The sequence below is a fragment of the Paenibacillus piscarius genome, from assembly GCF_022234545.1.
GTDB lineage: Bacteria > Bacillota > Bacilli > Paenibacillales > Paenibacillaceae > Paenibacillus_AQ > Paenibacillus_AQ piscarius.
Window position 1 is genome coordinate 1 of sequence record NZ_JAIEUI010000012.1, and the last position, 16,255, is coordinate 16,255.

General features: G+C 60.2%; 15 protein-coding genes and 1 riboswitch. Of the genes, 13 read left to right on the forward strand and 2 right to left on the reverse strand.

Annotated elements, in window-relative coordinates; all coding sequences use genetic code 11:
* Positions 1-605 precede the first annotated feature (605 nt).
* Entirely contained in the window at positions 606-1,523 is a 918-nt protein-coding gene (locus K1558_RS18765; protein WP_238653186.1) for an ArsR/SmtB family transcription factor, read from the reverse strand.
* Positions 1,524-1,664: 141 nt separating this feature from the next.
* A riboswitch (cobalamin riboswitch) is annotated at positions 1,665-1,858 on the forward strand.
* 279 nt (positions 1,859-2,137) lie between these two features.
* Here K1558_RS18765 and K1558_RS18770 point away from each other — a divergent pair.
* The 13 genes from K1558_RS18770 (at position 2,138) to K1558_RS18830 (ending at position 15,950) form a co-directional block, all read left to right on the forward strand.
* Positions 2,138-2,902 (forward strand): energy-coupling factor ABC transporter permease, encoded by a 765-nt coding sequence (locus K1558_RS18770; protein WP_238653187.1) that lies wholly within the window; start codon positions 2,138-2,140, stop codon positions 2,900-2,902.
* Entirely contained in the window at positions 2,902-3,195 is a 294-nt protein-coding gene (locus K1558_RS18775) for an energy-coupling factor ABC transporter substrate-binding protein (protein ID WP_238653188.1), read from the forward strand. The genes K1558_RS18770 and K1558_RS18775 overlap by 1 nt, the downstream gene beginning before the upstream one ends.
* Positions 3,192-3,983 carry a cobalt ECF transporter T component CbiQ gene (gene cbiQ / locus K1558_RS18780; protein ID WP_238653189.1) on the forward strand — a complete coding sequence of 264 codons (792 nt, stop codon included), beginning with the start codon at positions 3,192-3,194 and terminating at the stop codon, positions 3,981-3,983. The genes K1558_RS18775 and cbiQ overlap by 4 nt, the downstream gene beginning before the upstream one ends.
* Before the next feature lie 19 nt (positions 3,984-4,002).
* Positions 4,003-4,869: an energy-coupling factor ABC transporter ATP-binding protein gene (locus K1558_RS18785; RefSeq protein ID WP_238653190.1), complete on the forward strand. Its 867-nt coding sequence runs from the start codon at positions 4,003-4,005 to the stop codon at positions 4,867-4,869.
* 14 nt (positions 4,870-4,883) lie between these two features.
* Positions 4,884-7,544 (forward strand): precorrin-3B C(17)-methyltransferase, encoded by a 2,661-nt coding sequence (cobJ, locus tag K1558_RS18790; protein ID WP_238653191.1) that lies wholly within the window; start codon positions 4,884-4,886, stop codon positions 7,542-7,544.
* Complete coding sequence (gene cobK / locus K1558_RS18795; RefSeq protein WP_238653192.1) at positions 7,541-8,314, forward strand: precorrin-6A reductase; 774 nt, start codon at positions 7,541-7,543, stop codon at positions 8,312-8,314. Before cobJ ends, cobK begins: the two co-directional genes overlap by 4 nt.
* 22 nt (positions 8,315-8,336) lie before the next feature.
* Positions 8,337-9,002: a precorrin-8X methylmutase gene (locus K1558_RS18800; protein ID WP_238653193.1), complete on the forward strand. Its 666-nt coding sequence runs from the start codon at positions 8,337-8,339 to the stop codon at positions 9,000-9,002.
* A 257-nt stretch (positions 9,003-9,259) separates the two neighbouring features.
* Positions 9,260-10,408, forward strand: a complete 1,149-nt coding sequence (locus tag K1558_RS18805; RefSeq protein WP_420800447.1) for a cobalt-precorrin-5B (C(1))-methyltransferase — start codon at positions 9,260-9,262, stop codon at positions 10,406-10,408.
* Positions 10,401-11,624, forward strand: coding sequence for a precorrin-6y C5,15-methyltransferase (decarboxylating) subunit CbiE (gene cbiE, locus K1558_RS18810; protein ID WP_238653194.1), 1,224 nt, complete (start codon positions 10,401-10,403; stop codon positions 11,622-11,624). Before K1558_RS18805 ends, cbiE begins: the two co-directional genes overlap by 8 nt.
* 230 nt (positions 11,625-11,854) lie before the next feature.
* Positions 11,855-12,571, forward strand: a complete 717-nt coding sequence (cobI, locus tag K1558_RS18815) for a precorrin-2 C(20)-methyltransferase (protein WP_420800448.1) — start codon at positions 11,855-11,857, stop codon at positions 12,569-12,571.
* Complete coding sequence (cobM, locus tag K1558_RS18820; protein ID WP_238653196.1) at positions 12,568-13,371, forward strand: precorrin-4 C(11)-methyltransferase; 804 nt, start codon at positions 12,568-12,570, stop codon at positions 13,369-13,371. Before cobI ends, cobM begins: the two co-directional genes overlap by 4 nt.
* Positions 13,364-14,488, forward strand: coding sequence for a cobalt-precorrin 5A hydrolase (locus tag K1558_RS18825; RefSeq protein ID WP_238653197.1), 1,125 nt, complete (start codon positions 13,364-13,366; stop codon positions 14,486-14,488). Before cobM ends, K1558_RS18825 begins: the two co-directional genes overlap by 8 nt.
* Positions 14,481-15,950 (forward strand): cobyrinic acid a,c-diamide synthase CobB, encoded by a 1,470-nt coding sequence (locus K1558_RS18830; RefSeq protein WP_238653198.1) that lies wholly within the window; start codon positions 14,481-14,483, stop codon positions 15,948-15,950. Before K1558_RS18825 ends, K1558_RS18830 begins: the two co-directional genes overlap by 8 nt.
* Here the strand turns inward: K1558_RS18830 and K1558_RS18835 are convergent.
* A complete protein-coding gene (locus tag K1558_RS18835) occupies positions 15,891-16,175 on the reverse strand; it encodes a hypothetical protein (RefSeq protein ID WP_238653199.1) in 285 nt (94 codons plus the stop codon). The genes K1558_RS18830 and K1558_RS18835 overlap by 60 nt on opposite strands.
* Positions 16,176-16,255 lie beyond the last annotated feature (80 nt).

The window sequence follows — 16,255 nt, forward strand, 5'->3', positions numbered from 1 at the left end:
AAAGAGCAAGGTTACGGCAAGTACCGATTGTATACGGAGGACTCCGGGATAAGGGGGTCGCACCGATGAGATGTATAAATCCCTTTGGTAAGGCGAAAAGTGGGCAGGGCGAGGAAATGTAAGGGATAAATCCCTCTGGTAAGGCGGCAAGTGGGTTGTATGAGTAAATGAGAGGTATTAATCCCTTTGGTTCGGTGGAAAGTAGGCTGAGCGAGGAAATGTAAGGGATAAATCCCACTGATGCGGCGGAAAGTGGGTTAGTTGAGTAAATGAGAAATATAAATTCCACTGATTCGGTGGAAAGTGGGCTGTGTGAGGAAATGTAAGGGATAAATCCCTTTGGTAAGGTGGAAAGTGGGCTGGGTGAGGAAATGTAAGGGATACATCCCTCTGGTGCGGCGGGAAGTGGGTTGGATGAGGGAGTGTAAGGGATAAATCCCACTGATGCGGTGTGAGGTGCATTAGTGCACCTGAACTCGTAGATAGTCGGCAGAATGAGCTCAGGTGCACTAGTGCACCTGAGCTCGGCGTACGTGCCCCTCACCCACCCTATCCCGGCCTACTACCCATCACATCTTATATCTCCCGCTCACCCGTCACATGTGCTACCCTTCCCCGCCATCCGTGTAGAACAGCTCAAACACCAGGTCCTCGTTGTAATTGCCGAATCCTTTGCCAAACAGGGTAAGGCCGCCGATATGGACGGCGTCTTCTTCAACGGCTAGTCTGAAGGTCCATTGTTTGCTGCGGATGCCGACCTGGTCCAGGGTGACGTCCGAGAGCTTCTGACCGTCCATGAATGTGCCTGCCGGGGTAATCCGCAGCTGCTTCAGCAGGCCGTACTGGTTGGTGAGCGCCGGCCACCAGGCGGGGGTGTATTTGCCCGGACTGTCCCCGTAATCGCCGGGGCTTGTCCAGAAGCCGAGCGGCTGCCCGTTCAGGGTGAAGCTGATGTCAGAGGGCCAGTTATTGTTAATCGAGGGCGCTTCGGAGGCGATCTCCATTGTGATGGCCAGCTCCTCGGGCTTCTGGCTGGAGAGCAGGAAGTTCGGAATTTTATATTCCACGAAGCCCTTGCCGAACCAGAGAATACCCGCATTTACCCGCTCTTGATCCCAGAAATAACGCGGATCGTCGAAATTGCCGATGACCTTCTCTGTGGTGGACAATCCGCAGGTAGGCTCGATCTCGAAGTCGGAATAATGACCGACCGGAATCTCCTTGCGGTGGGCTCTGCGCTGCGTGCGGACCTGGCCGGGGAAGATGATCTCCGCCCGGTCGGCGGCGAGTGTGCAGATCTTCTGCAGGCCGCTTTTGCCGGGAGCCATATGGCTGCGGATCAGCCCTGCAGCTTCGAGCTTGCGCACGTGCATCGTCATAATAGCGCTGCTGAGCTTCAGAGCGGCAGCCAGCTCCTTCACGTTCATCGGCTGATCGGACAACAGCCGCAGCATGTGCAGGCGTACCGCACTGGACAAGGCTTCGTACACAGGCAGGGATTGTTCGGTTAAGTCTAGTTTCATGAGAGGCCTCCACGTTCAGGTTCAGGTTATATAGTTAATAATTATATTACTCATATGAACTTTCTACAAGCAAATCAGGATTGGAAACGGTATTCCAATTTATATCACAGACAGGCCCTAACTGCTCCGCTATGATGTAGGAAGAATTAGCGCGAACAAGGTGCCCTTGCCGTATCCGGCCAGGGATAACAGGGAATCGGGTGCAACTCCCGAGCGGTCCCGCCACTGTAAGGAAGAGCTGAGCTTCATGAGGTCACTCGGGTAGTCCCGGGGAAGACGAAGCCCTCAGCGCTTGTATTCCGAGCCAGGAGACCTACCTTGTATACGCACACCACGACTCTACGCGGATAGGAGCGGTGTACGGATAGGTTCATAAGATGAGGCGTTCGGCCCTGAAGAACCGGTGCAGTCCTGCAAATAGCAGGATTAGTCCGGTATGCAACTGCGGAATAGATGGATGAGACGCTCCAGACCCAAGGGAGCGGAGCGGCATCTTGTTCCGTCTCGCAGAAGACGGCCTACGCTATCGGATTTGCCTGCGTACATGCACTCCCACCCTGATAGGGTGGGATTTTTTGTGGACTGAAATTTGATGAGAACCTGGAGGCTGACAAATGAAAAGACGCAGAAATTGGAGCCTGGCGGCACTCGTGGCCGGATTCACCGTGTACTTCATGCTGAATGAGCCGGGCACAGCGCAAGCGATGCATATTATGGAAGGTTTTCTGCCGGTTGGCTGGGCGCTGTTCTGGTGGGCGGCGTTTATCCCGTTTTTTGTGCTTGGCATCATCAGGCTGCGGGCAATGACCCGGGAGAACCCGGAGCTGAAGCTGCTGCTGGGTCTGGCCGGGGCGTTCACCTTCGTCCTCTCGGCACTCAAAATGCCCTCCGTTACCGGAAGCAGCTCCCACCCGACCGGAACCGGACTGGGAGCTGTGATGCTGGGGCCGCTGCCGATGGGCGTGATCGGCTCGATTGTACTCTTGTTTCAGGCGCTGCTGCTGGCGCATGGCGGGATTACCACACTCGGGGCCAATGCGTTCTCGATGGCGGTGGCGGGCCCTTTTGCCGGCTATGCCGTGTATAAGCTGATGATGAAGCTGCCGGACCGCGAGAAGCTGGCCTTGTTCTGTGCCGCAGCGGTAGCGGACCTGAGCACGTATGTAGTGACGTCCTTCCAGCTTGCAGTGGCGTTTCCGGCGGCGGATGGGGGCGTACTGGCGTCTTTTCTGAAATTCGGGGGAATCTTCGCCGTGACCCAGGTCCCGCTGGCGGTCAGCGAAGGGCTGCTGACGGTCTTGCTGTGGAACTGGCTGAAATCGTATAGCCCGAATGAGCTGTCATTGCTGAAACGCAAAGTGAACGGAGGAAGAGCCTGATGAGCAACAAACTGAAAAACGGATTGATGCTGCTGGCCGTCGTCCTGCTTGTTGTTCTGCCGCTGCTGCTGGTCAATGGGGAGTTCGGCGGGGCCGACGATGCGGCCGAGGGCGTGATCACGGAGCTCAATCCTGACTATAAGCCCTGGTTCAAGCCGCTGACGGAGCTGCCGGGTGAGACGGAGAGTATGCTGTTTGCGCTGCAGGCGGCGATTGGCGCCGGAGTCATCGGTTATACCGTGGGGCTGCTCAAAGGGAGACAGGGCGCGAAGAAGCAGACTGGCAGCAAGTGATCCGGAGGATTGATGTTCTCTCCTATAATAATGCGCTGAGGACCTTGTCCCCGATGTGGAAAAGCGCGTTCGCAGCAGCCATGCTCCTGCTCTCTTATACCGTACACCCGCTGCTGCAGATTACCATCACCCTGTGGATGATGTCCTGGTGCATCCGGCAGGCAGGCATTCCTATACGCGCGTATGGACTGCTGTTCGGCACCGCGCTGGTGTTCTATGCCTTGAGTGTCCCGGCGCTGCTCGTGGAATTCGGCCATCCGGCCGCAGGACAAGACGGTATATTCCGGCTGCCGGGACTGTCTCTGCCGGTATATGTCACCTCTGCAGGCCTGCATCGGGCCTGGGAGCTGCTGATCCGAATCTCAGCCTGCATGAGCTGCTTCTTCTTCCTGATCTTCACTACACCATTCAGCGATCTGCTCCAGGTGCTGCGCAGGCTGCATATGCCGCAGATTGTGCTGGAGCTGATGTTGATCATGTACCGGTTCCTGTTCCTGCTGTCGGATGCGGCACACGGGATGATGCTGGCCCGGCGGCTGCGGGGCGGAAGCAGGGGGTATACGGCCCGGCTGCGGGAGACTGCGGCGATGGGGGGAGCGCTGTTTGGCAACACGTTGCACCGGTATTACGGGTTGTCGCAGGGGCTGCTGGCCCGCGGTTTCACCGAGGAGATCCTTCTGCCGCCATATGCGGCGCAGCCGGTGCCCCGGCGTTATGCGGTGCGCGCGTATGCGGGGATTTCCCTGCTGCTGCTGGCCCAGTTGTACCTGTGGCTCAAATCATCATAAAAGGAGTACGTAATGCATCATGGACGAGGAATATAGTCTGGTCTTGGACGGGGTTGTGTTCCGTTACCCTGATACGAAGGAGCCTGCGCTGAAGGGACTGACCCTCTCTATTCCCAAAGGCCGTAAAACCGCAGTACTGGGCCATAACGGCTCCGGCAAATCGACATTGTTCCTCCATGCAGTAGGCATTCTGCGTCCGCAGAGCGGTACGGTAATCCAGGGCGGCAAGGCATTGTCCTACTCGAAAAAAGAGCTGGCCGCTCTGCGTAGGCGCGTAGGCTTGGTGTTCCAGGACCCGGAGCAGCAGCTGATCCTCAGCACACCGCTGGAGGATGTGTCGTTCGGGCTGCGCGGCAGCGGCATGGATGAACCGGCGATTGCTGCACGCTGCCGGCAGGTCATGGAGCTGCTGAATCTGGCAGACCTTAGTGATAAGCCTATTCATCAGCTCAGTCTGGGCCAGAAGAAGCGTACGGCGCTCGCCGGAATCATGGCGATGGAGCCGGAGCTGATTCTGCTTGATGAACCCACCTCCTATCTGGATCCTTTATCCGAGCAGCAGATGCTGGAGGGTCTGGAGGCGATCCATCAGAGAGGCGCAACGGTGGTGATGGCGACGCATGATATGGATCTGGCTTACCGTTGGGCGGACTGGATCATTGTGCTGGACCAGGGACGGTGCCGGGTGGAGGGCAGACCGGAGGAGATTTTTGCGGCGCAGGAGGAGCTGTTGGCGGCCGGGCTTCGCCTGCCATTGCTGGCTGACTTATGGTACAGTCTGCCTGCTGAAATGACCGGCGGGAGCAGCGCCCCCCGCACAGCAGAGGAATTCAAAGCGCGTATGAAAGGGATGCTGGAGCTGTATCCAGCCCTTAAGCCTTCATGAACGGGGGAAGAAGAATGGGGAAACAAGGAAAACTGCTGATCATCGGCTTCGGCCCGGGTGCGCTGGAGCATATTACCGGCCGGGCACTTGCTGCTCTAGAAGAGAGCGAAGCGGTTATCGGCTATACCACTTATGTGGATCTGATCCGGCCGCTGCTTAAGGATCAGGAGATTGTTGGCACCGGCATGACCGAGGAGGTCAGCCGGGCTCAGGAAGCGGTCCGCAGAGCGGAGGCCGGTCAGACGATTGCCGTCATCTCCAGCGGGGACGCTGGTGTATACGGGATGGCCGGCCTGGTCTATGAGGTACTGATTGAGCATGGTTGGAGCCCTTCGAACGGTGTGGAGGTCGAGGTGATCCCGGGAATCTCGGCGATCCAGTCCTGTTCCTCTCTGCTCGGAGCGCCGATTATGCATGACGCCTGCACCATTAGCCTGAGCGATCATCTGACGCCGTGGGAGAGCATTGCCGCGCGTGTGGAGGCGGCGGGAGCTGCTGATTTCGTCGTGGCCTTCTATAATCCGCGCAGCGGCAGACGGACGCGGCAGATTGAAGAGGCGCGCCGGATTCTGCTGCGCTACCGCGATCCGTCCACTCCGGTCGGCATTGTCAAAAGCGCCTACCGCGACCGCCAGCAGACGGTTGTAACGACGCTGCAGGATATGCTGGAGCATGAGATCGGGATGCTCTCGACCGTGGTGGTCGGCAACTCGGCGACGATAGTCTACGAGGGTCTGATGGTCACGCCGCGCGGATATGAGCGCAAGTACAGCCTGGGCGCGCAGACGCAGGCGCTCAAGCCGCATGAGCGGCTGCGCCCGGCGGCCGAGCCCTGGTCGCTGGCTGCGGCGGAAGCGGGCGGAAGTGACGGTACGGAGGGTGTGATGGCGGCTGCGGAGGCTGAGAGGAACCTGTTCGAGCTGGAGATCTCGCCAGCGGTTGGCCGCCGTGAATATAGCGGTGCCCAGATGAAGCTGCTGGCGGAGCTTGCCGGCGATGAGGGGCAATTGGTCTATACGAAGGACGGAACCTTCCTGCTGCGCGGAAGCCGGATAGCAGAGGCTGAGGCAGGAGCGAGAGTGATTGCTGCCGGACTGAATGCCGGTATTCCCGGAGATTACGTGAAGGTGAAGACCTGCGGGTTCTGTGAGCTGCGGCGGAGCGGAGCGCTAAGCGCGGCGGTCCGGCTGCACAGCCTGCTGCAAGGGCATGCGGTGCCCAAAGAGCTGCACATCAGTGTGGCTGGCTGTGGAATGGCCTGCGCGTCGGCTGTGCTGGACGACATCGGGCTAATCTATTCACGCGGCAGCTACGAGCTGTATCTGGGCGGCAAGAAATCCGGCCGGGGAGCCCATGCGGGTGCCATGGTCCGGGAAGGGATGGACGAAGAGGCGGCGTTAGCTGCTGTTGCTGCGGCTGTGGAGGACTACATCGCCCATGGCCGGGAGAATGAACGGTATTCCGCTTATTATGAGCGGGTGCACAGCAGCCCTGCCGGTGATGTACATAACAGCCAAGTTATATCTGGAGGAGAACGAGCTATGAAGACTGTATTGCTGGTTGGACACGGGAGCCGGGTACCGGCGGGGAATGAGGAGCTGCTCCGGTTCACCGGCCAGCTTGCCGCCCGCAGACCGGAGCTGAAGATGGAGACCTGCTTCATCGAGCTGGCATCGCCGTCCATTCTTGGCGGAATCGCCAAATGTGTAGCGGACGGAGCCACACAGATCTATATTGTGCCGATTATTCTGTTCGCTGCGGGGCATTCGAAGCTGGACATTCCAATGGCGATTGATGAGGCTAAGCGGAACTATCCCGGTGTGGAGTTCATCTATGGACGGCCGCTGGGCGTACAGCCGCGGGCAGTGGAACTGCTGCTGGACCGGATCGGCGAAGCGGAGCAGCTGCCGTTTCCGGCGGTTCAGGTGAATGAGACAGGCATCCGGGCCTCGAAGCCTCAGGCAGTCCGCACTTCAGCAGTCGCGGATGAGGATACTGCCGTTCTGCTGATGGGGCGCGGGGGCAGTGACCCTGATGCCAATAGCGACTTTTATAAACTGGGGCGGCTGCTGTGGGAGAGAACCGGCTACCGCACCGTAGAGAGCTGCTTCATTGCCGTTGCCAAGCCCTCGCTGCCGGATGGCCTTGAACGCTGCCTGGCACTGGGTGCGCGCAGAATTATCGTGCAGCCGTATCTGCTGTTCACCGGAGTGCTGATGGAGCAGTTCGCAGAGATAGTTGCACGCTTTGCCGCAGAGCATCCCGGGATAGAAGTGGAGATGGGCGGACCTCTCGGTGCGCATCCGCTAATGCTCGATATGCTGAACGAACGGATCGATGAGACACTGGAGGGAAGGGCCTTCAGCAACTGCGATAACTGCCGGTTCCGCGATGAAGCCTCCTTGCATCACCACCATCACCATCATCATGGTGAGGGGCATGAGCATCACGGGCATGAGCATGGACATGAAGAGTATGGTCATAGTCATCATAACCACGGGCATCATGAACATGAGCATGTGTGCCATGGACATCACAGCCACGGGCATATGTGTCACGGACATGACGAACATGGACATGGTTGTCACAGTTACCACAACCACGAGCATGGGCACCATGATGTAACGCAGACAGCAGCTGCGGCAGAGGGCCGGGAGCTGCCGGAGCGGCGATGATTCTCATGCTGTGCGGGACCAGCGATGCCCGGGAGCTGGCGCTGAGCCTGTCGCGCCAGGGCCTGCCGCTGAAGGCCAGTGTGGTAACTTCAAGCGCCGCGGAGCGGCTGGAGGAAGCGGGGATCGCTACCCGCGCCGGCAGGCTGGACCGGACCGCGATGATCTCGCTGCTGCGGGAGGGCGGCTATCGGGCTGTGGTGGACGGCAGCCATCCCTTCGCGCTGGAGGCTCATGCCAATGCGATGGACGCGGCGGCTGCGCTGGGCCTGCCGTACTTCCGCTACGAGCGGCAGCGCCTGATCTATGACAGCCATCCCCGGCTGATCCTGGTGCATTCCTATGAAGAGGCGGCGTGCAAGGCGAAGACGCTGAAGGGCTCCGTTATGCTGACCACCGGCGGCAAGACGCTGGAGGTATTTGCCCGGGAACTGCTGGGCGACCCGGACATCCGGCTGACTGTGAGGCTGCTGCCCTGCCTGGAGAATATGGAGAAGTGTCTGGCTCTGGGCATCGAGCAGCGGAATATCATCGCGCTTCAGGGTCCTTTTAGCAGAGAGTTGAATGAAGCCTTATTCCGGCAGTATGGCACACAGGTCATGATTACCAAGGAGAGCGGAGCGGAAGGCTCGGTCGATGAGAAGCTGTATGCGGCGCTGGATATGGGGCTGTATGTCATTCTGATTATGCGTCCGGGGATGTCTTATGGCGGCAGCGGGAATGTGTTTGATTCGTTCGACGGACTTACGGATGCCGTGAGGGCTGCGCTTTAACGACAGAGAAAGAGGGATGAATGTGGATTTCGGGACAGAGTTCAAGCCGGTGACGGTACAGCCGCAGGAGATTGAGAGTCTTAGCTTTCAGATGATTACCAAGGAGCTGGGGGAGCATCCCTTCAGCAGTCTGGAGTATCCGGTTGTGCAGCGGATCATTCATGCTTCGGCTGATTTTGAGCTGGGGCGCAGCCTTGTGTTTCATGCCGGAGCGATTGAGGCCGGGATCAGCGCCATTCTCCAGGGCAAGCCGATTATAGCAGATGTGCGGATGGTGGAGGCGGGCATTGCCAAGGAGCGGATTCAGCGGTACGGCGGGGAGGTCAGAGTGCATATTTCCGATCCGGATGTGACCCGGGAAGCGAAGGCGCTCGGAACCACGCGGGCGATCATCGCAACACGCAAGGCCTGTGCGCAGGCTCCGGGAGGTATTTATGTCATCGGCAACGCGCCTACAGCTCTGCTGGAGCTCATCCGTCTGGTCAAGGAAGGCTTGGCTCAGCCGGGGCTCGTAATCGGGATGCCGGTCGGCTTCGTCTCGGCGGCAGAATCCAAGGAGGAGCTGCGCAAGCTGGACATCCCTTACATCACCAATATCGGCCGTAAGGGCGGCAGTACGGTCGTAGTCGCAGCCGTGAACGCGCTGAGTCTGCTGGCGGTCCGCCGGGCCTCAGGCGAGCTGGGGTAGCGGATCAGAGGATCAGGCAGCTGTAGCGTATGGGGCCGTAGTTCGCTGATTGTATTCTATACAACAGAATTCATAATTTTATCGATGAGATCCGGTTCTATTGCAGTTCGTACACTTGATTGCTGGAGATAGACTCCAGAACGCCACTATTTCCAAATTCTAATGTACGAAGTGCAGCAGATTGAACTTTTGGGCGGATATGGGGTTTATCGAGTGTACAAAATGCAATGAAGCCAGAGAGAGGGAGGGCCATGACCATGGAAATGCCCGAACAGGCTGACGATCTGCGAATGGCCGCTTCCTCATCCGCAGAGCAAACCCCGGATTCCCCGATGCGCAGAGGCTACACGACTGGCGCCTGCGCCGCAGCAGCAGCCAAAGGTGCAGCACTCCTGCTCATCACAGGCGAGCGCCTGCCTGCGGTAGAGATTGATCTGCCAGCCGGGTTCCGGCATACGTTTGAGCTTACGGGCTGGCAGCTCGAAGGAACGAATTCGGCCAGCTGTGCCACGGTCAAGGATGCCGGAGATGATCCCGACGCGACGCACAGGGCCCGTATTGAAGCGGCCGTAAGCTGGCGGGAGCAGCCGGGGGTTGAGATCGACGGAGGCCGCGGCGTCGGGCGGGTGACCAAGCCGGGTCTGCCGGTGCCTGTCGGAGAAGCGGCGATTAACCCGGTTCCGCGGCGGATGATTCTGGAGGCAGTGTCGGAGGTACTGGAGGAACACGGAGCGGCACGAGGGCTGAAGGTCATCATCAGCGTGCCTGAGGGTGAGAATATCGCGCAGCGAACCTTGAATCCGCGCCTTGGCATTGTCGGCGGAATTTCAATTCTCGGCACGCGGGGCGTGGTTACGCCATTCTCCACCGAAGCCTATAAGGCGAGCGTGGTCCAGGCGATCTCGGTTGCGGCAGCGGCGGGGAACCGGCAGATCGTGCTGACCACCGGAGGCAGCAGCGAGAAGGTTGCGATCGCGATGTTCCCGGAGCTTCCGGAGGAAGCTTTTGTGCAGATGGGGGAATATGTGGGCTTCTCGCTGGAGCATGCCAAGGCTTACGGGCTCCGCAAGGTGACGCTGGTCGGCATGGCCGGCAAATTCTCCAAGGTTGCGCAGGGTGCGATGCTGATCCACTCCAGGAATGCTCCGGTCGACTTCGGATTTCTGGCCGCAGTGGCCCGGGAAGCCGGGGCTAAGGAGGAACTGGTGCAGCAGATCGCTGGCGCGAATACGGCCTCACAGGTGGTGGATCTGATGACGGAGGCGGGGAATGCTGCGTTCTTCGGACTGTTGTGCAAGCATGTCTGCGAACAGAGTCTGCAAGCTGTGAACGGAGGTTTTATGGTGGAAATGGTGCTGATTACGATGAAGGGCCGGGTGCTGGGAAGGGCGGAGATGGATGGGTAACGTAATTCATGTGATCGGGATCGGTGAGGATGGTGCGGGTGGTCTGACACCGGACAGCCTGAGCCTGGTGAACAACAGTGAGGTATTGCTTGGCGGGGAGCGGCAGCTGGGCTTTTTCAGTACATATACAGGTGTGAAAATCGTGCTGCAAGGCGGGCTGAAGCCCTTTACAGACAAGCTGGAGGAGGTGTGGCGTGAGCGGCGGACCGTGGTGCTGGCCTCGGGGGACCCGCTTTTTTTTGGCATTGCCGGATATCTGGTCCGCAGGTTTGGGCCCGAGCATGTGGAGGTAATTCCACATTATAGCAGCGTGCAGCTTGCCTTTGCCCGGCTGGGGGACAGCTGGCAGGATGCCGAGCTGATCAGCCTGCACGGGCGGCCCATTCAGGGCCTGGCCCAGCGCATGGACGGCAGGCACAAGGTCGCCCTGCTGACAGACGGAAACAACACGCCTGCGGTCATCGCCGCTTATCTGCTGGAATTCGGGATGAAGGAATATGAGGCCTTTGTCTGCGAACGGCTGGGCGGGGACGGGGAGGTCTGCCGCTTCTGGGGGCTGGAGGAGATGGCGGCAGGCGAATTCGACGCATTGAATGTGGTGATTCTGCGCAGGAAGCCGGGGAGTGCGGTTCCGCTGCGTCGGGGATTCGCTTTCCCGGATGAGGAATTCCGGCAGCGGAAGCCGGAGAAGGGCCTAATCACCAAGCGTGAGGTCCGCGCGCTGGTTCTGTCGGAGCTGAATCTGTCCGAGGATGCGGTGGTCTGGGATATTGGCTCCGGCTCGGGGGCGGTGGCGGCGGAATGTGCGCGGATTGCCAGACTCGGCAGGGTCTATGCCCTTGAGAAAAGCGAAGAAAACCTGGCCAACATGGCGGCCAACCGTCTGCGCTTCCGGGCGGACTTCGAGATCATCCATGAGAAGGCTCCGCAGGGATTAGCATCCTTGCCTGACCCTGATGCGGTCTTCATCGGCGGCAGCGGCGGGGAGCTGGCGGATATTATTGCCTATAGCGCCGCCAGGCTGCGGCCGGAGGGCCGGATTGTGGTGGGGGCGATTACGGTGGAGACGCTGCACGGCAGCATGGAGGCGCTGAGGTCGGCCGGGCTTGCCGCCCAGGTCACCCTGCTTCAGGCCTCGCGCGGCAAGCCGATTCTCGGCATGACCCGGTTCGACGCGATGAACCCCGTCTATGTGGTGAGCGGGAGCAAGAATTGAAGCAGGAAATGCAGCCCCGGCACCGAATCATTCGTAATAACAGCAAGCTGACAGCATCATTAACGAAGGAGGAAACCGTAATGAAGACGAATATAACGGAGCCGCGCCTGCACATGGACGGGCAGGAGGCCTCCGCAGGAGCCGGACAAGATACGCTGCTGGCCGAAGCGGCGTTGCAGGCTGCGGAAGCGTTGTATGGCGCTGAGGAAGGGCTCAAGCTGGAGGAAAGATTGACCCCCCGGGCGGTCGGAACGCTATACGGCATCGGGGTTGGTCCAGGCGACCCGGAGCTGATCACGCTCAAGGCGTGCCGGCTGCTGCGCGAATGTCCGGTGATCGCCTATCCGGCCACGCAAAAAGGCGGTAAATCCTACGCCTACGAAATCATCGAGCTGCATGTGGACCCGCAGGACAAAATCATGCTGGGCCTGGTGTTCCCGATGACCAAAGATCCCGAGCTGCTGGCCAGCGGCTGGACCCGCACAGCGGAGCTGTGCTGGGCGGAGCTGAAGCAGGGGCGGGATGTGGCTTTTGTGACGGAGGGCGACCCTAATCTCTACAGCACCTTCATTCATCTGGCCCGGCTGATGCAGGAGCTGCATCCCGGTGTGCCGGTCGTCTCGGTTCCGGGGATCTCTTCGGTGCTGGGCGCTGCGGCGGCGCTGGAGCAGCCTCTGGCGGACGGCAATCAGCGGGTGGGCATTATTCCGGCTACGGACGACAGGGAGATGCTTAGAGAAGCGCTGCTGCATCACGATACGGTAGTGTTCCTCAAGGTGGCCAAGGTGCTGGATCTGGTGCTTGACGTGCTGGATGAGCTGGGCTTGTCCGGCCGGGCTTCTGTAGTAACCAAAGTGACTTCGCCGCATGAGACGGTCTGGCGGGATGCGCGGGATCTGCGGGGCAAGGAACTGGAGTATCTCAGTCTGATGGTGGTAAGCAAATGAGCGGTCTTGTCTTGGAACCGAAGGTATATATTGTAGGCGCAGGGCCCGGTGATCCCGAGCTGATTACGGTCAAGGGCAGCCGGATTCTGCGCTCGGCCGACCTGGTGCTCTATGCCGATTCGCTGGTCAGCGCAGAGCTGATCCGCAGCGCAAAGCCCGGGGCGGAGGTGTTAAGAAGCTCGGGCATGGACCTGGAGCAGCAGGTGGAGCTGATGGCAGGCGCTGTTCAAGCCGGCAAAAGCGTAGCCCGCGTGCACACCGGAGATCCCTCCATGTACGGTGCGATTCTGGAGCAGATGTCGCTCTTGAAGCTGTGCGGCGTCCGCTATGAGATCGTGCCGGGCGTAAGCTCTGTATTCGCCTCTGCGGCGGCGCTTGGCGCAGAGCTGACTGTGCCGGAGCTGACGCAGACGGTCATTCTGACCCGCGCGGAAGGACGCACTCCGGTGCCGGAGCGCGAGCAGCTGCGGAAGCTGGCGGAGCATCATTGTACGGTGGCGGTTTTCTTAAGCGCCTCCCTGGCCGGGCAGGTGAGCAGCGAGTTCCTGGCCGCAGGCTGGAGCCCGGAGACGCCGGTGGCTGTCGTGAAGCGGGCCAGCTGGCCCGACCAGCAGATTCTGCGGACGACTGTGGCGGGGCTGGAGGCCGATCTGCGTGAAGCAGAGATCACGATGCACGCCATGATTCTGGCCGGTTGGGCGCTGGACCCGGGCTTGACAGACCAGGACCGGCACCGCTCCAGGCTGTATGATAAGGCCTTCACCCACGGCTGCCGGGAAGGGAACATCTCTGGTGGATAAGCGGTACGCGGCGGTTGCCATTACCCGGAACGGCACCCAGCTGGCCCTGAAGCTGGGTGAGCTGCTGGAAGGCACCGCCGTATTCGGTTATGCCAAGTACAGCGGCGGTCTGGAGCAGGAGAATGGTAAGTTGCGTGTTTTTGACGGGCCGGTAAAAGAGCAACTGCCCGGTCTGTTCCGCGAATACGAAGCGTTGATTCTGTTCTTCTCGCTGGGTGCGGCTGTGCGGTTAACCGCTCCGCTCCTGCGGGATAAACGGACTGATCCTGCGGTCATCGTCATCGATGAGCGCGGAGAGCATGTCATCAGTATGCTCTCCGGGCATCTGGGGGGAGCCAACCGGCTGACACTGCAGATTGCCGGGCTGCTGGGCAGCCATCCGGTGATTACGACCGCATCGGATGTGCAGGGCACATTCGCTGTGGACCTGCTTGGCCGGGAGTACGGCTGGCGTGCGGACAGCTTCGCGCCGATGAAGGCGGTCAGCGCCGCACTTGTGAATGGGGAGCCGGTCGCTGTGGTGCAGGAGAGCGGGGAGGAGGACTGGCTACCGCAGGGAGCCGTGCTGCCGGAGCATGTCCGCTTATTCGCCAGTACGGAGGAGCTGCGGCAAAGCGGTTATCGTTGCCATGCGGGGATCGTCGTGAGCGACCGGCTGCTGGAAGAGCCAGAGGCAGGCCTTGAGGCTGGACATGTTGTAGTGTATCGCCCCCGCAGTCTGGTCGTTGGGCTTGGCTGCAACCGAGGTACCTCTGCGGAGGAGCTGGAAGCCGTTGTAAAGGACACGCTGACCGCGCTTAAGCTGTCGCTGAGCAGCGTGCGGAATGTGGCGACAGCAGACATTAAGGGCGATGAAGCCGGGCTGCTCGCCCTGTGTGCGAAGTATAGCTGGAAGCTGGCGTTGTATTCGCCGGAGGAGCTAAACACAATTAGGCTGGACTTGCCGTCTGAGGTGGTCTTCCGGGCAACGGGGGCATACGGGGTCTGTGAACCGGCTGCGTTGCTGTCTTCAGGAGCTGCCTCCCTGCTGCAGCCCAAGCTGAAGAGCGGCAATGTGACCATCGCCGTAGCCCGGGTGGTCTATCCCGCAGAGGATGGAGGAGTAGACTGTGAGTGAGAGTAGCAACGGGGCAGCTGGCCGGGAGCCGCAGCACCGCGCCCGGCTGGTGATTGCGGGCACAGGCAGCGGCTCCGGCAAAACGACGGTAACGCTGGGGTTAATGCAGGCTTTTGCCCGGATGGGCCTTACGGTCCAGGGCTTCAAATGCGGCCCCGATTACATTGATCCGGCGTATCATAGCGCTCTGACCGGACGGCCTTCGCGCAATCTGGATTCCTGGATGACTTCAAGCACCTATCTGCAGGAGTATTTCCTGCGTGCTTCGGAAGGTGCAGACTTGTCGGTGATTGAAGGCGTAATGGGGCTTTACGACGGCAAAGAAGACACCACCCTTACTGGTTCAACGGCGGAAATCGCCTTGCTGACCGGCAGCCCGGTGGTGCTTGTTGTGGACGTCCGCAGTATGGGCCGCAGTGCGGCGGCGATTGTACTGGGCTTCCGGCAATTGGAGCCACAGGTGCGGATTGCAGCAGTCATCGTGAACCGCTGCGGCAGTGAAGGCCATTACCGGATGGTCAAGGCTGCGATCGAAGCCGCCTGCGGCCTTCCGGTGATTGGCTGGCTGCCCCGCGACGCCGGCCTGGCCGTTCCGGAGCGGCATCTGGGCCTGTTGCCCGCTGTGGAACGCGGGGAGCTTGCGCCGCTCTTCGGGCACTGCGCCGATGTGTTGGCGCAGGGCACGGACCTGCAGCGGCTGCTGGAGCTTGCAGCCGCTGCACCAGCACTGCCGTATCCGCCGGAAGCGGGACCGGCAGTGGAGCTGGCGCTGCCGGAGGCGGTGGAGCCGGCGGAGGTTGTGCCCGTGATTGCAGTGGCCCGGGATGCGGCATTTAATTTCTATTATGCCGACAATCTGGAGCTGCTTACGCGCGCCGGCGCGCGGCTGGTTGCCTTCAGCCCGCTCAGCGGCGAAGGGATTCCGCAGGAAGCCGACGGCATCTATCTCGGCGGCGGCTTCCCGGAGGAATTCGCAGCGGAGATTGCTGCGAACTCCCTCTTTCTTGGCGGGCTGCGTTCAGCCGCAGCGGCCGGAATGCCGCTGTATGCGGAATGCGGAGGCTACATGGTGCTCGCCCGCAGCCTGACGGACCGCGCCGGTGCGGTGCACCAGATGGCCGGGATCATTCCGGCGCATACCCGGATGCTGGACCGCCGGGCCGCGCTTGGCTATCGTGAAGTCACAGCGCTTCATGACAGCCTGCTGCTGAAGCAGGGGCAGCGGCTGCGCGGCCATGAATTTCACTATTCGGTTATGAATTATGTGGAAGGGGAGGCCCGGACCTATGTCTATGAGAGCCAAGGCCGGGGAGGCGCCCAGCCTGAAGGCTATCTTAACGGCAACATTATGGCCGCTTATGCGCATATTCATCTGGCCTCCTGCCCTTCGGCAGCCGGACGGCTAGTAGCCGCCTGCCGGAGCTACCGCCAGCACAAGCACCTTGTGGATGCAGGAGCGTAATGTAATCGAAAAACCGACTACATTACGCCGGCTGGTGCTGCGCGGTCCTAATGTAATCGAAAAACCGGCTACATTACGCCGGCTGGTGGTGCGCGGTCCTAATGTAATCGAAAAACCGATCACATTACGCCGGCTGGTGCTGCGTGGTCCAAATGTAGTCGAAAAACCGACTACATTACGCCGGCTGGTGCTGCGCGTACCAAATGTAATCGGAAACCCGACCACAATGCGCGGCGCGGAGACGTGTGGCCTAATATGGCAACGCGCCGCTCATATCTCCACCTGTCTCCCCATCCTTTTATGTT

Coding starts and splice junctions, on each gene's coding strand:
- K1558_RS18765 (WP_238653186.1), bottom strand. CDS start 1,523: ATGAAACTAGACTTAACCGAACAATCCCTGCCTGTGTACGAAGCCTTG.
- K1558_RS18770 (WP_238653187.1), top strand. CDS start 2,138: ATGAAAAGACGCAGAAATTGGAGCCTGGCGGCACTCGTGGCCGGATTC.
- K1558_RS18775 (WP_238653188.1), top strand. CDS start 2,902: ATGAGCAACAAACTGAAAAACGGATTGATGCTGCTGGCCGTCGTCCTG.
- K1558_RS18785 (WP_238653190.1), top strand. CDS start 4,003: ATGGACGAGGAATATAGTCTGGTCTTGGACGGGGTTGTGTTCCGTTAC.
- cobJ (WP_238653191.1), top strand. CDS start 4,884: ATGGGGAAACAAGGAAAACTGCTGATCATCGGCTTCGGCCCGGGTGCG.
- cobK (WP_238653192.1), top strand. CDS start 7,541: ATGATTCTCATGCTGTGCGGGACCAGCGATGCCCGGGAGCTGGCGCTG.
- K1558_RS18805 (WP_420800447.1), top strand. CDS start 9,260: ATGGAAATGCCCGAACAGGCTGACGATCTGCGAATGGCCGCTTCCTCA.
- cbiE (WP_238653194.1), top strand. CDS start 10,401: ATGGGTAACGTAATTCATGTGATCGGGATCGGTGAGGATGGTGCGGGT.
- cobM (WP_238653196.1), top strand. CDS start 12,568: ATGAGCGGTCTTGTCTTGGAACCGAAGGTATATATTGTAGGCGCAGGG.